The sequence below is a fragment of the Streptococcus sp. 27098_8_82 genome (genome assembly GCF_041431615.1).
GTDB lineage: Bacteria > Bacillota > Bacilli > Lactobacillales > Streptococcaceae > Streptococcus > Streptococcus sanguinis_K.
On the sequence record NZ_JAPVYB010000013.1, the window covers coordinates 1 to 19,488 of the forward strand.

General features: G+C 40.0%; 13 protein-coding genes and 1 other annotated feature. All 13 genes read right to left on the minus strand.

Annotated elements, in window-relative coordinates; genetic code table 11:
* The coding region (locus tag O3627_RS11640) for an SSURE domain-containing protein (RefSeq protein ID WP_371621461.1) at positions 1 to 677 on the minus strand (677 nt) is incomplete at its 3' end.
* A 220-nt stretch (positions 678 to 897) separates the two neighbouring features.
* Complete coding sequence (brnQ, locus tag O3627_RS11645; RefSeq protein WP_011836927.1) at positions 898 to 2,226, minus strand: branched-chain amino acid transport system II carrier protein; 1,329 nt, start codon at positions 2,224 to 2,226, stop codon at positions 898 to 900.
* 426 nt (positions 2,227 to 2,652) lie between these two features.
* Entirely contained in the window at positions 2,653 to 3,207 is a 555-nt protein-coding gene (locus O3627_RS11650; protein WP_002895565.1) for a GNAT family N-acetyltransferase, read from the minus strand.
* A gap of 54 nt (positions 3,208 to 3,261) precedes the next feature.
* Positions 3,262 to 5,040 (minus strand): ABC transporter ATP-binding protein, encoded by a 1,779-nt coding sequence (locus tag O3627_RS11655; protein ID WP_343091728.1) that lies wholly within the window; start codon positions 5,038 to 5,040, stop codon positions 3,262 to 3,264.
* A 13-nt stretch (positions 5,041 to 5,053) separates the two neighbouring features.
* Entirely contained in the window at positions 5,054 to 6,790 is a 1,737-nt protein-coding gene (locus O3627_RS11660; RefSeq protein WP_125407285.1) for an ABC transporter ATP-binding protein, read from the minus strand.
* Between the two features lie 369 nt (positions 6,791 to 7,159).
* On the minus strand, positions 7,160 to 12,664 hold the full coding sequence (locus tag O3627_RS11665) for a ZmpA/ZmpB/ZmpC family metallo-endopeptidase (protein WP_343091727.1): 5,505 nt from the start codon (positions 12,662 to 12,664) through the stop codon (positions 7,160 to 7,162).
* Positions 12,665 to 12,952: 288 nt separating this feature from the next.
* Positions 12,953 to 13,321 carry a 50S ribosomal protein L7/L12 gene (gene rplL / locus O3627_RS11670; RefSeq protein WP_002900419.1) on the minus strand — a complete coding sequence of 123 codons (369 nt, stop codon included), beginning with the start codon at positions 13,319 to 13,321 and terminating at the stop codon, positions 12,953 to 12,955.
* Positions 13,322 to 13,394: 73 nt separating this feature from the next.
* Positions 13,395 to 13,895, minus strand: coding sequence for a 50S ribosomal protein L10 (gene rplJ / locus O3627_RS11675; protein WP_011836923.1), 501 nt, complete (start codon positions 13,893 to 13,895; stop codon positions 13,395 to 13,397).
* Between the two features lie 37 nt (positions 13,896 to 13,932).
* Positions 13,933 to 14,068 (minus strand) — a sequence feature (ribosomal protein L10 leader region).
* Between the two features lie 110 nt (positions 14,069 to 14,178).
* Positions 14,179 to 14,805 carry a hypothetical protein gene (locus O3627_RS11680; RefSeq protein ID WP_011836922.1) on the minus strand — a complete coding sequence of 209 codons (627 nt, stop codon included), beginning with the start codon at positions 14,803 to 14,805 and terminating at the stop codon, positions 14,179 to 14,181.
* Positions 14,806 to 14,910: 105 nt separating this feature from the next.
* Positions 14,911 to 15,252 carry a hypothetical protein gene (locus O3627_RS11685; protein WP_011836921.1) on the minus strand — a complete coding sequence of 114 codons (342 nt, stop codon included), beginning with the start codon at positions 15,250 to 15,252 and terminating at the stop codon, positions 14,911 to 14,913.
* A gap of 266 nt (positions 15,253 to 15,518) precedes the next feature.
* Positions 15,519 to 16,628: an HlyD family efflux transporter periplasmic adaptor subunit gene (locus O3627_RS11690; protein WP_185756107.1), complete on the minus strand. Its 1,110-nt coding sequence runs from the start codon at positions 16,626 to 16,628 to the stop codon at positions 15,519 to 15,521.
* Position 16,629: 1 nt separating this feature from the next.
* Complete coding sequence (locus O3627_RS11695) at positions 16,630 to 18,765, minus strand: peptidase domain-containing ABC transporter (RefSeq protein ID WP_125382196.1); 2,136 nt, start codon at positions 18,763 to 18,765, stop codon at positions 16,630 to 16,632.
* An 86-nt stretch (positions 18,766 to 18,851) separates the two neighbouring features.
* Positions 18,852 to 19,488, minus strand: a 637-nt coding sequence (locus tag O3627_RS11700) for a calcium-binding protein (RefSeq protein WP_371621462.1), incomplete at its 5' end; no start/stop codon positions are given.

The following is a 19,488-nucleotide window of genomic DNA, read 5'->3' on the forward strand; positions in this document are numbered from 1 at the left end:
GGTAAGAGGGCTGGATTGTTCGCTTTGCCATTGTCTGACCAAGGAGCCTTGTCAGAAGATTTGAGTAAGAGACGTGTCAACATGCCGTCTCCACCGAAAGCTTCATACGGAATAACTTGATTAACACCTGCCAAGAATGGACCAGGAACGTTTGCCTTTTCTAAATAGCTGGCTGGGACGTCTACTGAGTCCTTAGTATTTTCTTCAACTCCTTTTCTAACTTCATCTGGAGTCGTTACCGATTGAGAAGTATTCGCTTCACGATCTTGGTTTGAAACATCAACAAGAGTTGCCTCCGGTTTAGCTTCTTCTTTTTGATTGCTAACTTCTGCTATAGTCTGTTCTTCTTTTGGTTTTACCACTTCTTCCTTAGGAGCTAGGCTAGACTTATCTAGAGAAATAGTTTCATCAACCTCTTCCTTAGGAGCTGACTGATTTGCAGATAGAGCAGAATCCATTTCTTCTTTTAAAACTGTCTCTGGTGACTCATTCTTTTCTAATAATGACGAATCTTCTTGAAGAACTTTAGTAGTAGTTGAGGTGAGATCATCTGCATGTACGGTATTTGGTTGACCAACTAGCAAAAAGAAACCACTGGCAACAACAACGGAAGCCACACCCACGCTTAAACGACGAATTGACCAGCGGGTATATTTTTGATTTGAATTGAATTTCATAAGATTCTCCTTTAGGTTTGTTTTTTTATGACTTTAGTATAATCTCCTAAGATTAAAAATGGTTAAGAAAAAGTTAAAATTTTTCTTAAATCTATCTTATAAAAGGATTATATTGTCATATTGCTCATAAAAAAACAGCTTGAATTCCTTCGCCATAAATTCCCTACTATAATTGACAATGAGTCAAAAAAATCCACCACATTGTGGCGGATGTTATCTATTAGCTCTCCATCTCAAAACGCTCACTCTTCTGCTTGTTTGGCAAAAAGAGAGAAAGTAGGATTCCAACTAGAGCTGGCACCAACCAAGGCAGGGAAGCCCGAGCAAACGGAAGAGCATTTACCATATCATTTACCTTTGTAATATGGAACTGCTGCCCAAGAATAGCCGCAAAGGAAATCAGAGTCACTGCTGCCATCGTCAATTGCATACCGATTTTGGACAGTGGCAAGAATTTATTGACAATAACAATCAGCACGATAACAATGGTAATTGGATAGAGAATTTGCAAGACTGGAACAGAATATTGAATAATAGCATTGAGCCCAAGATTGGCAATCGCAAACCCAATCAAAGTAAAGACAGTTGCGTAAACTTTATAGGATACCTTAGGGAAAGTTTTATGGAAGAATTCCCCAGTTGATACAATAAGTCCCGCAGTTGTTGTAAAACAAGTCACAGTAACCATAGCTGCAAGGAAAATCTGTGCTGTAGGTCCAAAGATAGCCTGTGTCGCCTGCGACAGGACATAAACACCAGGATTGCCTTTGGCAATAATCTCAGCTGGAACTGGGAAATGATTGCCTAGAAAAGCCAAACCGATATACATGGCGCTAAAGCCCAACGCTACTATCAAACCAACAACCCAGATGGTTGAAACATACTCTTTTTTATTCTTGAAGCCTAGCTTATTTAGAGTCGTTACTGCAATTACGCTGAAAGCCACGGAAGCCAAGGCATCCAAAGTATTATAACCCTCCAAGAAGCCCTGTCCAAAAGCTGACGCTAAATAAGCTTCCGAAGCCTGCTGAGGAGCAGTTGAGCCGTATTTCAAAGCTCCTAGAATGACTAAGATAATAATCAAAACTGCAAAGACTGGCGTCAGAATACGTCCAATCCGATCCAAAATCTTAGATGGATTCAAAGAAATCAGGTAAGCAGCCGCAAAGTAAAGGGTCGTGAAAACAATCAATCCGATACCAGTCATATTTTTAGACAGCATAGGAGCAATACCAACTTCATAGGCCACCGTCGCTGTCCGCGGAATAGCAAAAAAGGGCCCAATTGACAAATACAAGGTTACAAGATAGACAATAGCAAACCAAGGCGCAATCTTCTGAGAAATCTCGTGAATATAGCCCTTGGGATTGAGCGTTCCGATAATCAAAGTCAGAACAGCAAGTCCAACCCCAGACAAGACAAATCCTGCAATAGCTGGGCAAAAATGCTGGCCAGATAATGTTCCAAGCGAAGGCGGGAAAATCAAATTCCCAGCACCGAAAAATATTCCAAATAAGAGCAAGCCTGTCAAGGCACCTTTTTTAATCACGGAAATCTCCTTTAAATTTTTTCATGCTTTATCATTATATACGTAAATAGCCCGCTCCGCAAGATTTTTAACTTTTCACAGTAGGTTGGTTTAAAATCAAAAACAATACATCGAATTAAATCGAATAATTTATCAATGGTTTTTAGCAAAATCATCACTTTTCCACAGATTTAAGGCTTATTTTAAATTATTTTAGAATAATACAAATAAATTTGTTTTAAATCGTATTTATATAACTTCACTATTACCTATCTTTTTAAAAGTTTCCTTACTTTAAATATATATGCTCTACTGTTTCTGAATGCGAGAAAAATACAATATTGTCCTTCCAGATCCAAAACAAAATAAAAGAGATTTTTCATAGTAAAAAGGTTGAGACATCCTATCTCAACCTTTTAAAAATGGCTATAAATCATTTAGCATTCTTTACACATCGCTAAATCTTCGGTACTTAATTTCGAATTCAAAGAAGTTCTTCTCTTGCAGCATATGGAAAATATCTCGATAAGCCTCCTCATCAAAATGATGTCCCAAATACAAGATTTCAAAGCTTAACCCTTCATATTCCAGAAAGGCATTGGTCGTTCGAAAGCCATTACGCTTATAGAAGTCCATACGTGCTTGACGTTGCTCTAAATTGTCACATTCTTCATCGACACGTTCTACCTCTAGAACCATAGTTTTTTGATAAAACTCTGTCAGTTTATGAATGATTTCTCCCCCATAGCCATGGCTGCGAAGGTGCGGCATAATCGCAAAGAAGCTGACATAGAACATTTTTTCGTTATAAACTGCAAAAGCAAAACCAACAAATTCTTCCTCATTGTAGAAGGCAAAGAAATGAGACCGTTCATCATTGGTATAGCGGAGAAATTCATTAATAGGAACTCTCTCTTCTTCAGGAAAGGCTTCTCGATTTAAGGCCTCCACCTTATCTAAATCAGGAAATTCTGCTGTAATAATTTGACTAGTTAAAGACATTGCTACCTCACTTTGCTTATATTCTAGCAGTTATCAAATGATTTAGCAAACCTTTTAAACTTCTTCTGCTTTTTTAGAAAATTGACTCTGGTAAAGGTCATAATAGAATCCTTTATCTGCCAAGAGGCTCTCATGATTACCTTGCTCGATAATCTGACCATCCTTGAGCACCAAAATCTTATCCGCTTCTTGAATGGTCGACAGTCGGTGAGCAATGACAAAACTAGTCCTGCCCTGCATGAGTGTCTTCATAGCCTTTTGAATCAAGAGCTCCAGCCGTGTATCGACAGATGAGGTCGCTTCATCCAAAATCAAAATCTTAGGATTTGCCAAAAGAGCCCTGGCAATCGTAAGCAACTGCTTCTGCCCCAGCGAGATATTGCTTGATTCTTGGTTCATTTCCATATTGTAGCCACCTGGCAAGGTCCGAATAAAGTGGTCCACATTAGCTGCCTTAGCCGCTTCTACAATTTCCTCATCAGTAGCTTGTAAATTGCCAAAGCGAAGATTTTCCTTGATAGTCCCCTCATAAAGCCAGGCATCCTGCAGCACCATACCGAACTGTTTACGGTAGTCCTGACGGGACAGATGGCGAATGTCATGCCCATCCACAGTAATCGCGCCTTTGGTCACATCGTAGAAACGCATTAGCAAATTAATCAGCGTGGTCTTACCAGCACCAGTCGGACCTACAATGGCGACCATTTCTCCAGGTTTGACCTCCAGATTGAAATTCCGAATGAGCGGTTTGTCTGCCACATACTGGAAGTCCACACCCTTGAAGCTAACCTGACCTGTCAAATCTTGCTCTAGCTTTTCTGTCTCATCATTGACTTCGTCTGCTTCGTCCAGCACTTGGAAAATTCGGTCCAAAGAAGACTTGGCACTCTGAAGCTGACCTGCCAGCTGAGTCAGGTTTTGAATAGGCTGGTTAATCTGCCAGACATATTGTACAAAAGCCTGCATATTCCCGACTGTCAATCGCCCAGCAATAACCTGAAGACCGCCCAGCAGAGCCAGTAAGAGGTAGGTCAGATCCGAAATAACATTCAAAACAGGCATCATCAAACCGGAGATAAAGCTGGCTTTAAAACCTACTTTCTGCAGCTTTTGCGTAATTTGTCGAAAATCCTCCTGCGAACTTTCTTCTCTGACATAGAGCTTCAAGATATTAAAACCTGTCAGATTTTCCTGAACAAAGCCATTCATAGCCCCCAGTACATCTGCCTGCTGTTTAAAGTAAGGTTGCGATTTCTTCACGATAAAGCGGGCACTAAGGTAGGTAATCGGAATCGAGATTACCACAATGATACCCAACTGCAGATTAAGCACCAATACCATGACGATAACCAAGATCAGAGTGAAGACTGCATTGATAACCTGCAGAAAGGACTGCTGCAAGGCATTTGAAACGGCTTCGACATCGCTGGTAAAACGTCCCAGCAAATCACCAAACTGGTGCTTATCAAAGTAAGAAACGGGGATGCGATTAATCTTATGACTAAGTTCATCGCGCAAGTCACGAATGGTAGCCTGCACTGCATTGGTCATAAAGTAATTAGAATAGTAAGAACCGATTTCATAAAAAATCGCCCGCACAAAATACAAAACCATGACCCAGCCAACATAGGACACATTAATTTGGGCGCCAGCCACACCTTTAGCCATATCCAGCAGATTATTTGTCAATTCTGTAATGGCTAAACCTAAGACAAAAGGCTCGACAACGCTCATGACGACACTTAGGATTTTGAGGAAGATGGCAAAGGCGACTGCAAATTTATAAACTTTTAGGTAGCTCCATAGACGAGCAAAACTTGATGTGTTTTTCATGTCAGTCTCCTTTCTATTCCTCTGTCAAAGCTTGATTCTTCAGCTGCGAATCCGCAATTTCACGATAAATATCATTGGTTTCCATCAGCTCTTCGTGCTTGCCGCGTCCGACGATTTCGCCCTGATCTAGAACGATAATCTGGTCAGCATCCATGATGGTTCCCACACGTTGGGCCACAATCAGCACCGTTGCCTGACCTGTCACTTCCTTGAGACGACGACGCAGCACCGCATCCGTCTTATAATCCAGAGCAGAAAAAGAGTCGTCGAAGATATAAATATCCGGCTTTTTAACCACCGCTCGGGCAATAGAGAGTCTCTGCTTCTGCCCACCGGATAGATTGCTGCCTCCCTCGGCCAGATGAGTCTCAAAACGCTCTTCCCGACTTTCGATAAAGTCCTTGGCTTGAGCCACCTCAGCTGCCTGACTCAGCTCTTCCTGACTGGCCTCTTCCTTTCCATAGCGTAGGTTTTCTGCGATAGTTCCAGTAAATAACAGAGCCTTCTGCGGGATAAAGCCAATCTTCTGACGCAGAGCTTTCAGATTGTACTCACGGACGTCCACACCGTCCACTAAAATCTTACCAAGTGTTACATCGTAAAAGCGCGGAATCAGCTGTACCAGCGTAGACTTACCAGAACCAGTTGAACCGATAAAGGCAATAGTCTCACCCGGCTTAGCCTTGAAGGAAATATTATGCAGCACAGGACTCTCCGTCTCACCCGGATAAGCGAAGGTTACATTGTCAAACTCCAGATACCCCTGCGTATCTGTCTCAGTTATACCATCTTCATTAGGATTGATTGAAATGGGCATATCCATAACTTCCTTGAGCCGCTGGCTCGATACCGCTGTTCGCGGATACATGGTAAAGAGATTGGCCAAGAAGAGAAAGGACAGCAGGGCGTGAAAGCTGTATTCGATAAAGGCAACGAGATTTCCGATTTCAAGACTGCCGTCCCTCAATGGATCTAGGGCAAACCAGACAATGGCCACAATCATCGCAATAATAATCTGCACAAAGAGCGGCTCTGTCAGACCAGTCAGCTTAAAGAGCTTATTGGAGTTTTGCGCATAGACCTCATTTTCATCAGCAAAACGCTTCTCTTGAAATTCCTCACGCGCAAAAGCTCGAATAACGCGTAGGCCAGTCAGATTTTCCCTCACATACTGATTAATCTTATCAAGGGTCTTCTGCTGCTTTTCAGACAGGGGCTTGGTTTTAACCGCTACATAGATGACCACGACTGCCAAGAAAGGCACTGAAACAGCTACAATCCATGCCAGAGACGGACTGGTCAGAAAAATCATGAGAATACTAGACAGCATCATCATGGGAGTAATGACACCCATTTTAAGGGTTTGCTCCGCAAACTGCATGAGTACAAAAGCATCCGAAGTCAAGCGCGTGACCAAAGAAGACACTCCAATCTGCTCATACTCATGATGAGAATACTCTTGCAGCTTGGCATAGAGATCATTGCGCATATCCTGTACCATGGTCGTCGTCAGCTTCCCAGCCGCATAAGCCAGAACGATTCGCCCCAGCACTCCTAAGATAATAACGCCAAACATGACCCAAGCCCAGAAAAAGAGCCGATCTGTCTGCTTAGGATTGATTCCCTCATCAATCATCCGAGCCAGCACCGTTGGCAAACCTAGATTAACAATCACAAAAAAGATTGCCGCCACAAAGTCTAAGACCAACCACTTAGGATATCTCTTTAAATAAGACCAAATGTATAACATAAGTCCTCCTTCACTATCTATTCAAAAACAACTCACTCTAAAGCAACCATGTGCTTTGAAAACACAGAAAAGAGCGCGCAAATGCACGCTTTAATACAAATATTATAACAAAAATATGAAGTAGGGTAAAGGTCATTTCAGACTTTTTTCTGCTTATCATCAGCCTCATAAATGACTGTCAGCAGCAAACTTCCTGAAAGCAGACTAGCAATTGTTTTAATTGCATGACTTATATAGAAAAACAAACCTAGTTTTCACTAGGTTCGTCATTTCTTATCTGCAAGAAGGTCTGAATTTAAGAGTAATTCAAGCTCTGCCCTAACATTTCAGACTTGCAACTTTGCAGTCCATTTGATAAACTCAAACCAATCACTTCTGGTTTTCAAAGATTGATTTTCTGAAATCATTGGTTTGATCGAGGTAAGCTTTAAAGACTGCTTTTTTAAGCTTGTGGACAGCACTGTCATGTTCTGGTTTATAGCCGCTCCAAGAATACCAATTGTCATTTGCATCTTTGAGAACGGCTTCATCCATCAAGGTTTGCAACTCTTCTACAGTACTTATAGTCTTGGTAGCATAACTTGTCCATGGTTGTCTTGTATCATCAAATGTGACCTTGTTCAGACTGTCGAACTTGTTTTTACGTTCTTCATACATAGCCTTCTTAAACTCAGTCCAACTATTAAATTGACCGTTGAAGACCTTGCGTAAAACCAAGTCATCTGTTACCAGACCTCTAATCTTACCATAGATACTGATTGTTTTCCCGTTTTGCTTGGCATCATCTTCATACTGATTAGAGATATAAGGGACCATACCATCTTTAAAGCCTTTGGCTGCCAGAAGTTCATAAGCCATACGCCGTCCCATAAGATCGCCAGGCGTTCCTTTCTCACTGCTTAAAGCCGAATAAATCGGAGAGAAGAGTTTAATCGTATGGTAGCCATTTCTTTCAACGTCGCCGTTTTTGTACTCACGCGCTGAAACAATATCATTTTCAATGAGACTGTCGAATGAGTTTAATTTTTGCGCATCCGCCATTGTAATATTTTTTATCACATTCGTTGCGTAAACATCATTTCCATCAGCATCTCGAACATATTTATTCTCGACTTTTCTCAGAGCGTTCACTTTCTGCACATCGGACAGACGGTTCACGATTGACATCCCTTCTAGGTACTCCAACATATAAATGACATCAAACATGTTATGAACATAGTTTTTCAGATCATCCGCGTTTTGGAAACGTTTAGTTGGATCCAAGACTTGCAAACGAGATTTTTCTGTCGCATCATTCTTGTCATATTTGAGAATTGAGTTGACCGTGATTGTCGCATCATCCGGATGATCCGGTGCTTGCAACAAGCCCTTAGCGAAGAATTCTGGACCAAGTCCGCTTCTTCTTCCATATCCGCCTAAATAGATCTCATTATCAGAATCATGCGTCATTTCATGGGTATAGGTAATGGCTCCGTCCTTGTCCAGCATCCGATAGCCCATGTAGTAAACACTGTCCCCAGTAGCGTAAGCTCCGTGCTTATTGTGTACGACCTTGTTTCCAACAGGTCCAAAGAAATACTTCATAGCCGGATTAGAACTGTCAAATTGCACTTCCGCTGTAGCCTTGCCGACAGTAGTGTCATCACCAAACTTATAGGCATCATAGAGCAAGATATTTCGATAGAGTTTTTCACGGCCCTGCTCGTCTAATATTCTGTACCAATAATCATAATGGTCGCGTTGACGTTTTGCGGTTTCCTGAGCATTATCCTCAACAAACTTATTGAGTTCTGCTCCTGCTCTGTGCTCATTATTTCTATATCTGTCATAGGCACCAAAACCAAGACTGGATATAGTCGATATGATAAAGACAGATCTTTCAGGCATCGTCAGCAATGGCAAGACCATATTTCGGTATTTCCAAGTATCGCTGGTAATTCGATCATACACCCCGATAGAATACTTGCTGCCAGCCTGCTCTTGTTTGACCCTCACCTCATTAATAGCTGATTTTTCTTCAACGATATAAGCCTTGGTTTGCTCTTTAAACCATTGATTATTTGTTTTGTTTGGTAAAAATACTTCCCGGTAATTGGCAAGCGTGCTAAACAAATCTTTTGTTGCATTATTGTTTGCAAGGCTGATGCTATAGGCATCTACGTTGTTCTTAGCCAGAAGATTGTTAAAGCTAGATTTACCTAATTCAATGATCGTGTCTAGCGGTGATACGTTGCCCTTACCAAAGAAATCCATGTGGTACATGACTAAGTCTTTGATATTCACGTCACCATAGTTAAAGTTGTACCAGCGTTCTAAATAAGTCAGACCTAGAAGCAAGGCTTCCTTATTGCGTTTGATTTTATCTACGACGTAACCATTAATCGTTTGATTTTCGCTGGCAATGACTGCATCAGCTGACAAAAGTTTTTCCAGTGTATTTGCTAGATTTTCCTTGGTTTTGGCAAACTGCTCCTCTAAATATAATTCCGTTAGTGAAACTCCTGAAGAAATGCCTAGGGTGTTTCTGATAGACTCTGACTGATAATCGACCGCTCTCAAATCAGGCAAAACTTCATTAATGATTGAACTATGATTGTGTAAGAATTGATTTGGCGTATAAATGAGATCAGTATCGCCTACGCGATATTCTGCTAACTTACTAAAGTCAGATTGGTAGGTGATATCTAGTATTTCAGATGAATGATCCTTATAGTGCAGCAAGAGCTTATTAGCCGCCTCTTTATTCGAAGCAATATCTGTAATTACTTCATTATCCTTCATCATAACTGCAGATAAGACTTCTTTTTCGAACAAAGCGCTATCTTCTTTTACCAGATTACCGTATTTGACAATGGTCGCCTTATCATAAAACGGCAGTAATTTTTCTATATTCTTATATGCTAAGGCTCGACTGGCTTGATAGTCTTTAACCTTAGAAAAATCACTTTCTATATTTCTGCTAGTCAGTAAGCTTTCGACTTTCGGTACAGCAAGAGAGTTGATTTCAGATTTCTTACTTGCGATTTGAGAATCATTGAGGATTGTTCCCCTCTCTTCGAGCGATTCCTTGGTGACAACCTCATCCTTTTCAAGAGTCACTTTGTAGACCCTGTTCTCCTTGTTGCTATATGAGTCAGTTATTCGCATTCCTCGATAGTGATACCCACTAATGGCATTTCCGTTCATAACATTGACATCACTAAGAACATTATGCAATCTTCCAGCGTGTCTCTCTTCGCTAGAATCTCTATCCCACAAGTAGCCAGCCACACCAGCAACACTTCCAAAGCGCTTCACATTATTAATCTGGCCCTCGGCGTAACTATTGCTGATAAGCGCATCTTTCTCGACAAGACCTGCAAGGCCGCCGACAGTTTGGTTTGTGCTATCCGCATTTGACGAGATGGTAATTGTAGCTTTTGACTTATCTACTACTGCATTGATGCCAGTTAGTTGACCTACTAATCCTCCGATATTGTATGGTGACCTCGTTTCATAGGAATTGACAATTCTTCCCTTGAAACTGCTATTTGTAATCTTAGAATTATCAGCCTTCCAGACCAATCCACCAATACCACGTTCCCCAGCCAGAACACCGTCTACATGGACATTATTAATCCTTGTTGCATTATTGGCTTCATTTGCAAGGGCCCCAATATCAGTTTTTCCTGAGATATTCACATCTTTAAGAGTCAGATTTTCTACAGTAGCAGCGTTCAAAGTGTTAAATAAAGGCTTCTTCAAGTTATAGATAGCATAATTTTTTCCATCTTTGCTGCCAATCAGTTTACCAGTGAATGTCCCATTGATATAACTGCTAGATCCATTTTCTAGTTCAATCTCATTAGCATTCAGACTAGCACCTAAATAATAAGTTCCGCCAAGATTATTATTTATAGCTTGAACCAGGTTACTAAAGGACGTAAAGTTTGTAACTTCTTTCTCTGCCTTTTTGGCAAGGTAAAAAGTATAGTTGTCCTCGTACTTATTGTCAACGTCCTGTTTTAATTTCTCAGCACTTGCTGTAATTTTATAAACTGGCTGACCATCTTTCGTGCTATCAACTATTGAAGAAATCGGCAAGAAGACATCTTTAAACTTAGAAGATTTGACCTTCACGAAATAATTGTCTTGATTGCTTGGAACTGCATCCAGAGAAACGTGCTGCTTGTATTTTCCATCAGTTAGGCTATACAGCTCTACATCAGATACATTTCTTAGCTCGATATTCTTTTCTGGTTCTTGCTTCTGCTCTTTCGGCTCTTGAGCTTTTTCAGTAGGATTTTCCGTTTCTGGAGCTGCTGGTTCGATGTTTCCAGTATACTCTTGCGGAGGCTCTACCTGCTCAGGCTCAACTATTGCTCCAGCTTGAGGTCCTGTGTATTCTGGTAATGAAGACACTTGTTCAGGTTCTACGATTGCTCCTGCTTGGACTCCTGTGTACTCCGGCAATGGAGTAACTTGCTCGGGTGCCACTACCGCACCTGATTGAGTTCCTGTGTATTCAGGCGACGGGGTGACTTGTTCAGGTTCTACTACTGCACCTGCTTGAGTCCCCGTATACTCTGGTAAGGGTGTAGCTTGTTCAGGTGACACTACTGAACCTGCTTGAACACCAGTGTATTCAGGTAATGGAGTAACTTGCGCAGGTTCTACTATTGCCCCGGATTGGATGCCTCCAATCTCCGGTTCAATTTGTTCCGGCTCAACGATCGCTCCAGATAATGTACCTGTATATTCAGGCAAAGAAACAAGTTGATCAGGCTCAACCATTGCGCTGGATTGAACGCCTGTGTACTCGGGTAATGGTGCGACTTGCTCAGGTTGAACCAAGTTAGAAGTTACTGGTTTTTCACTAGGTGCTTCAAGCTTTTTAGTGCCTTTTTCCACTATTTGAGGAGTCGCTTCCTCTATTTTAGTTGAAAGAACCTCTCTTGAAACTTCCGCATTATCTACAGTAAAAATTCGAACGACTTCGATTTTACGGCCTGGTTTGCCTTCTTGTTTTACTCTTACAGTCCCCTCGGCTAAATCCGGATTTTCTTGTATTTGTTCTTCATAGGCTATCTCAGTTTCAACTGTCTCTTCTTTGTATAATAGTTCAGGCTTAGCTACTCGGCCAGACAAAACTTCATCTTGAGGCTCAATTGTATTGACACCAAGAGTTTGATTTTTCAGCCCATTCTTATCGAAAGAAACAGAATAATCTAGCTTCTTATTTTGGTTTAAAGCTTCTTTATCTAGATTAGCATTCTGCTGATTATCAGTAATTTTATTGTCTAATAATTTTTTAATCGATTCGTCTTTTATATAGCCAACATAGGTATAGCCCGAAATCTCATCCGGTGAAGGCAGACTTTCCCCAGCCGAGACTTGATATTCCGCATTATACTTTAGCAAGATCCCATTTTCCAGTGCATCGACAGATAGTATCAAACCTCCTCCGACACTAGCACCCACCAAAACAGTCAATAGGAACTTGCTTTTAACCTTTCTTTTTGACACAAGAAAAAAAACCAATCCTATCGTCGTTAACAGACCAGCCGTCATCATAGTATTGGAATTGTTACTGTCGCCTGTATTAGGTAACGTTTTTGCTCCAGCATTTGAGTTTAACCTGTAGACAAGATAGTAAGTCTCCTCATTGCCTTCAGGCATTTTAGGAAATCCACTTACAATCAACTCCTTTTCTTGCAGAGTTATTTCAGTATCTGTCACGTATTTATAGTGTACATTCACCTTTTCCTGCGCTTGAACAGAGTCAACCCCAACGATAGAAACAAAAAACAAACTAGAAATAGCAGCCGAAACAAGCCCGACAGCTAATTTCCTAAAAGCAAACCGAGTTTGCTTCTCCCCAAAAAACTTTTTCATAAAATCCCTTTCAAATTATTCTAAAAAAGAATAACAAATCCTTTAAATCAGAGAATGAGCAACAGTAAGCCATTGCATTCATTCATCTGGATCCCCCTAATAAAAATCTCCTAATCAACAATCTCATATAACTTTTATTTTATTCATAATATCTCCTAAATCGCAATAATCTGTCTAAATTATATCATACAATCCTATTTTTTGTTAGCGTTTTAACATAAAAATGATTTTTGGATACAAAAAAACCAAGTCTTTCGACTTGGTTGATTTCTATGATTGGAAACTCTATTATTTAAGAGTAACTGAAGCGCCTGCTTCTTCCAATTTAGCTTTAAGTTCTTCAGCTTCTGCTGCAGCAACGCCTTCTTTGATAACGTTTGGTGCACCATCAACAAGTTCTTTAGCTTCTTTAAGGCCAAGACCAGTGATTTCACGTACAACTTTGATAACGCCGACTTTCTTGTCGCCAGCTGCAGTCAATTCGATATCGAATGAATCTTTAGCAGCGGCAGCTTCACCAGCACCAGCAGCAGCTACAGCTACAGGAGCAGCTGCAGTTACACCAAATTCTTCTTCGATAGCTTTTACAAGGTCGTTCAATTCAAGGATTGAAGCTTCTTTAATTTCAGCAATAATGTTTTCAATGTTCAATGCCATTGTTATTTCCTCCAAATAATTTTTAAATTTATAATATTTTTTTCGTAGCTAGGCTACGCTGCGTAGCTTAAGATTAAGCTGCGTCTTCTTTGTTGTCTGCAACTGCTTTGACAGCAAGTGCAACGTTGCGAACTGGCGCTTGAAGTACAGAAAGGAGCATAGAAAGAAGTCCTTCGCGGTTTGGAAGAGTTGCAAGTGCAAGAATCTCTTCTTTTGATGCGACAGCGCCTTCAATTGCACCACCTTTGATTTCAAGTGCATCAGCGTTCTTAGCAAAGTCGTTCAAGATTTTCGCTGGAGCAACAACATCTTCGTTAGAAAATGCTACTGCAGATGGTCCAACAAAAATAGATGCCAGGTCTTCAAGTCCAGCTTTTTCAGCTGCACGACGCAAGATTGAGTTTTTGATAACTTTGTACTCAACTTCGCTTCCACGAAGCTCACGACGAAGAACGGTATCTTGCTCAACAGTCAAACCACGAGCGTCAACAACGACGATAGATGCAGCAGCTTTCATTTTCTCAGCAACTGCGTCAACCAGTTCCGCTTTTTTAGCAATAATAGCTTCACTCATTTAGTGTTTCACCTCCGTAATTATTTTGCTTGGGGAATTTTCCAAAAGAAAAACGCGCCCAAACCTAGACACGAAAGTACAATACGCTTCTTTTTACATGATACGTTTTGTCCTCGGTAGGATCTTTATGAGTCGAGCTCCCCTACTGTCTTAGGCAGTTTTTTCAAACCATTGATAATTATAGCAAAAGAAAAAAAAGATTGCAAGCTTTTTATACAATCTTTTTAAATTTAGTCATTATTTTCTGCAAATCTCTTACTTGACTAATATCTACTTCTTTCCCTTAGTCGAAAGTTTCGAGTTCAATATAATAAAAGTTCTCTCTTATATAATCAAATAAGGCATCTTTACGAGCTTTCTGATTAATTCCGGCAAAACTTCGAAACTCATTTGTTCGGAGTTCAGATTCACTGCCATCAAGGTAACTTGCAAAAAAATGAATAAGTTTTGCCCGACGAGGATTACGAACTGAAACAGACGTTGTCATAGATGCAATTATCTTAGAACATTCTGGTAGGTAGACAATATCAAATGTCCTGTAACAAATGAGATGATCGCCATAAACCAAAACTTGCAAACGTTCATCAAGGTAGTCCGCATCATTGAGATAGTCCCAGCTATCTTCAAGCTCAGAGTAACAATCTCTCAATTCCTGAATATTGCTGTTTAACAAAAGATTATTTTTTATCATTCTATAGATAGACTTGAATAATTCAATATGAAACCAAATATAGCAACCAATCAACATAAAATTTTCATGAATCAAATCTAGCCAAAATGATAATCCTACTTTTAATGTATGATAAATAACACTACACGAAAAAAAACCAAAGAAGATAGCGCCAAACATTGGACCGACCATCATCAAAATTCTCGCTTTTAGCGGAGAAAACTTAAATCTTTTTCCCATTTCCCCAGCTCCTCCTAAACCCAATTCTTTATCTCCTTTTATATCGCATTCCCCCTCTTGTGTATTTAACTTTGTTTATCATAGAAAAAATTTATTTCAGTAGTTTTATGGCATATTAGGAAAACTCTTCTTCAGCAGACTTCTGCTTTCTTCATCGGCAGGTAGCCATCCGTCATTGAAAACACGATCTTTTATCCAAAAACGATTATAGAAAAAAGTCCAAAAGAAATTAAAGGCTGTTCCAGTTGGCTTTAACAAATCTTCTGGAATGAAAAGCACAGCAATAACAAGCAAAGCGCAGAAAGAACCTAAAATAATACCAAAGTATTTCCAGTCCTTTCGAAAAAGTGGGACAAAAAAACTAAAAAGTAACGTTGTAATAGAGTAGGATGGTGACAAGGTTTTAACTTTGCTTCCATCTGGTGACTGAATAGTGATTTTATTCATAACATCTCCTTTTGATTACATAATATACCAAATCAATTTAACAAACTTTGATATATCTGTCACCTTTTTTGCTTAGATATTAGAGATTGATAGCCAACGAACATAAAAAAAGAGACTAGAAAGTTAGTCAAAGATCGTACTAGAGAACTGAATGGAATTGACTTCTTTGTTTGAATTAGACCTTTCAAGTGTGAAATTTAAATGTTTTTTCAAAAAAATACAGCCCTAAGGCTGCATTACTAAAATTGATCAAATGGTTTCTGAAACTATTTTTCCTTCAGACTACCATTTAAGCCATCCCGAATAGGGTCTAGAAAATAATCCAATACGCTCCTGCTACTAGTTTTAATTTCAATAGTGCCAGATAAGCCTGAAATCAAGCTCACTCCTTTATGAAGTTTCTTTTTATCAACTGAGATTCTGACTATGTATACCATTCCTTTCCCTTTTACTTGAAAAGCTGTTGGACTTATATAAGTCACTTTGCCAGGTATCGTCCCATAATCAGAATAAGGATAAGCTTGTAGTTTTACAACTGCTTCCATATCTTTTTGAATATCTGCACGATCCTTATCAGATACTTGTGCTTCAAATATCAACTCTGATTTACTAGGTAGAATTGTTACTATTGGATTTTCTGAACTAATATTCTGTCCAATATAACTAACAGATAGACTAGCAATTTGACCTGTTGAAGGAGCTTTAATTGCTAGATGTTCTAAAATATAATGTTGCTGAGCTAGATCCGTCTCGGTTTTTCGTTTATTTTCCGTCAAAGTTGCCATTTTTTGAGCAAGACTAGTATCATACTGTGCAGTTACTAAGTTAGCATCAGCTTGTGATAATTGCTGACGATAAAGATTGTTTTCAGATATCAAGCTTTGAACAGCATTCTGAGCCGAAGAATCATAATCTGATAATTGAATAGAGACATTTTTATCAGCCTGATATTTTTGAATTACTGCGATGGAAGAGTTGATTTCGGTGAGGCTGTTTTCTAATTGTCCGACATTTTGTTTGGTTACTGCATCATCTAGTTCTAATATGGTTGTTCCCTTTTCAACTTGGTCACCCTCCTTGACGTTCATAGACTTAACTATGCCATTAGTTAAACTAGAAACTGACTGCACCCGTTCCTCAGGCACTATTTCTCCCGTTCCAACAACAACCACATCAATTCTTGATAAAGAAGCCCAAAGCAAGACTGTGAGCAATAGAAGACTAATTAAAATTATAATCCATTTCCCCGCAATATGCGCAGGTCGCTCAACAATCTCTAACAACGATGGCATAAAGTCATATTTTAGTGTACTATCTTTTTGCTGCCTATATTTTCGTAAATAGTCGGTTAAGGGAGCATTTTTATTCATATCCATCTTATCCCACCCTTTCCTGTTGACGATAGAGATGTGCGTATAGTCCATCTTCTTCAAGAAGTCGTTCATGGCTATCATAAGACACCACATTTCCTTCATCAACTACTAATATTTTTTCAGCTTCAGCCAATGTAGAAAGCCTATGAGCAATAATAAGCACCGTACGTCCTTGACAAATAGTTTTTAGATTATCTTGGATAATTCGTTCTGACTCATAATCCAGAGCTGAGGTCGCTTCATCAAAAATCAAAATCTTAGGATTACCTAAAATAGCGCGAGCAATGGCAACACGTTGTTTCTGCCCCCCAGACAAACCCAGGCCTTTCTCGCCAATAACGGTATCATATCCTTGAGGAAGAGCTAGAATAAAGTCATGCGCTCCTGCTGTCTTAGCGGCAGCTACAACCTCATCCATAGTTGCTAGAGGCAAATGAATAGATATATTTTCCCGCACAGTACCGTTAAACATAAAGTTTTCCTGTAAAACAATGCCAATCTGCCGTCTCAACTGCTCTGGATTAACCAAAGACAGGTCTAAACCGTCAATAGAGATTTTCCCAGCCTCTGGGACATAGAGACGCTGAATGAGCTTGGATAAGGTACTTTTACCTGAACCACTCCGACCAACTACTCCGACAATGCTACCAGCCGGAATAGTAAAGCTCATATCTTTAATAACATCCGAAGCATCTGAACGGTATCGAAAACGAACGTGATCAAAAACGATCTTCCCTTCTAAAGTTGGCAATTCAGCCAAGCCATTTGGACGTAGTTCAGTTGGAGAGTTAAAAATATCACCAATACGAGTTACTGATAAGGATGCTTGTTGATACTCTTGCCAAAGCTGAACTAAACGAAGTACAGGACCACTGATATGGCTAGATAACATTCTAAAAGCAACTAATTGCCCAATGGTAAATTTACCATCAATTACAGCCAAGGCACCAAAAACAAGAATCAAAAGATCAAACGCTTTCTGAATAAATTGTCCAAGCACTCCTGAATTGGAGGCAATCATGGCTGTTCGATAGTTGGCCCTGACATAATCCGCCTGCAGGTCTCCCCACTTCTGCTCAAATTTCGATTCCAAAGCAAAGGACTTGACTGTCTGTACACCCTGAATTGACTCCACCAAAAAGGAACTGGTCTCTGCACCTGCTTGGAATTGCTCATCCAAACTTTTTTTAAAGAGGGGGGTCACAATGGCTGACAGAAGTGCAAAACAGGGAATAGATGCCAACACCAGCCATGTCAGAGGAACGCTATAGAAAAATAGAACCGCTACATAGACTAGGATGAAAAACGCATCAATCAGAGATGATAGAGGTGTTCCTGTCAAAAATTGCCGAATATGGTGTAGCTCCTGAACTCTTGCAACCGTCTCTCCTGCTCTTCTGGCCTCAAAATAGCGCAGTGGCAGAGCGAATAAATGCTTAAACAAACGTGCATTTAGTAGTACATCAATACGGTTGGTAGTATGGGTAAATAAATAGTTCTTAGCCAAAGACAGAATCAGCTCAAAAATATATACTAGACCGATCCCAATGGCGATGACGGTCAAAGTGGACAAACTATGATGAGACAGAACCTTGTCAATAATGACCTGAACCATAATGGGGGTTGAAATCCCCAAAATCTGAATAACAAAAATCCCCAGCAATACTTGGACAAAAGCTGTCTTAAAACGCAATACCGTCGGAATGAACCACTTAAAGCTAAAAAGTGAATCACTTCCTCTTAAAGATCCTTTTTTAGTCAGGAGAATAGCAGAGCCATCCCATTTTTCCTTCAACTTTTCTAGCGATAGTAAATGAGGACTGGACTCTCCTGGATAGAGAAGCAAAACTTCCTCTTCCTGTAATCTTGCAATAATAAAGTAACTCCCCTCCCTGTCTTGAGCTATAAAGGGAACCATACTTCCTGCTTTTTTGACCAAATCTTTCATCGGTAAGACAACATATTTCCCTTTAAGTTGGTAGTATTTTGCCGCTTCCAACATAAAAGGAATTGACTCATTAAAGGAACTATTGGCAGCGATTTGTTTTAAATCTTCCTCGCTTGCCTGCACTCCTAAAAATTGTGACATAATCAAAAAACATTCCACTGCCGAATAAGTAGACAGGTGTTCATAATTCATTTCTTTTTCTTAATCCTCTCTCATTTTCTATCTTCTAAAAAACAAGAAACTAGGGAACAAAATCGTCCCTAATTTCTATTGTTGTACTATTGTACTGTTAGTTGCTCTGTAAAGAGATTCGTATTTGTATTAGCAGCTGAATTAACAGCCGATACAGTATTTTCACTTGGCAGAGCAGATACTTCCTGAACTAGTAGTTGAGATTGAGTCACTGATCGTATTTCCGTTGTGCTTGCTTGGGGTAACGGACTCGTATTCGTAACTGGATTGCTTGAAGCAACATCGTTTACAAGAGTTACTAGTGTCTGCGCTTGAACAACAGGCGTAACAGCTGATTCACTAACTGGTGCAGCCTTCACATCCAGAGTCATTAACTGATCGTTAACAGTTGCCGTACGTTTATCCGAGAATTCCAAGCGAACGTTTCTATAAGAGCTACTATAAAAATAGTTGTTCAAAATCAGCTGATCATCACCCTGTGTCAAAGATAAATTCCAGTTATCGCTTTTAGCAAGCCTCAGCTTCTCTGGACTAATCCCTTCCCCAAAGCGAATGGTGCTTAGACCTTCGTAATCACTAATGGTATCCTTACCATGACCTAAATCGAAAATGTAGGTATCATCACCAGCTCCTCCATAGAGCTTATCATTGCCAGAACCGCCATCTAGTAGATCATTGCCATCTCCACCATTCAATTCATCATTTCCTTTGTCACCATAGAGC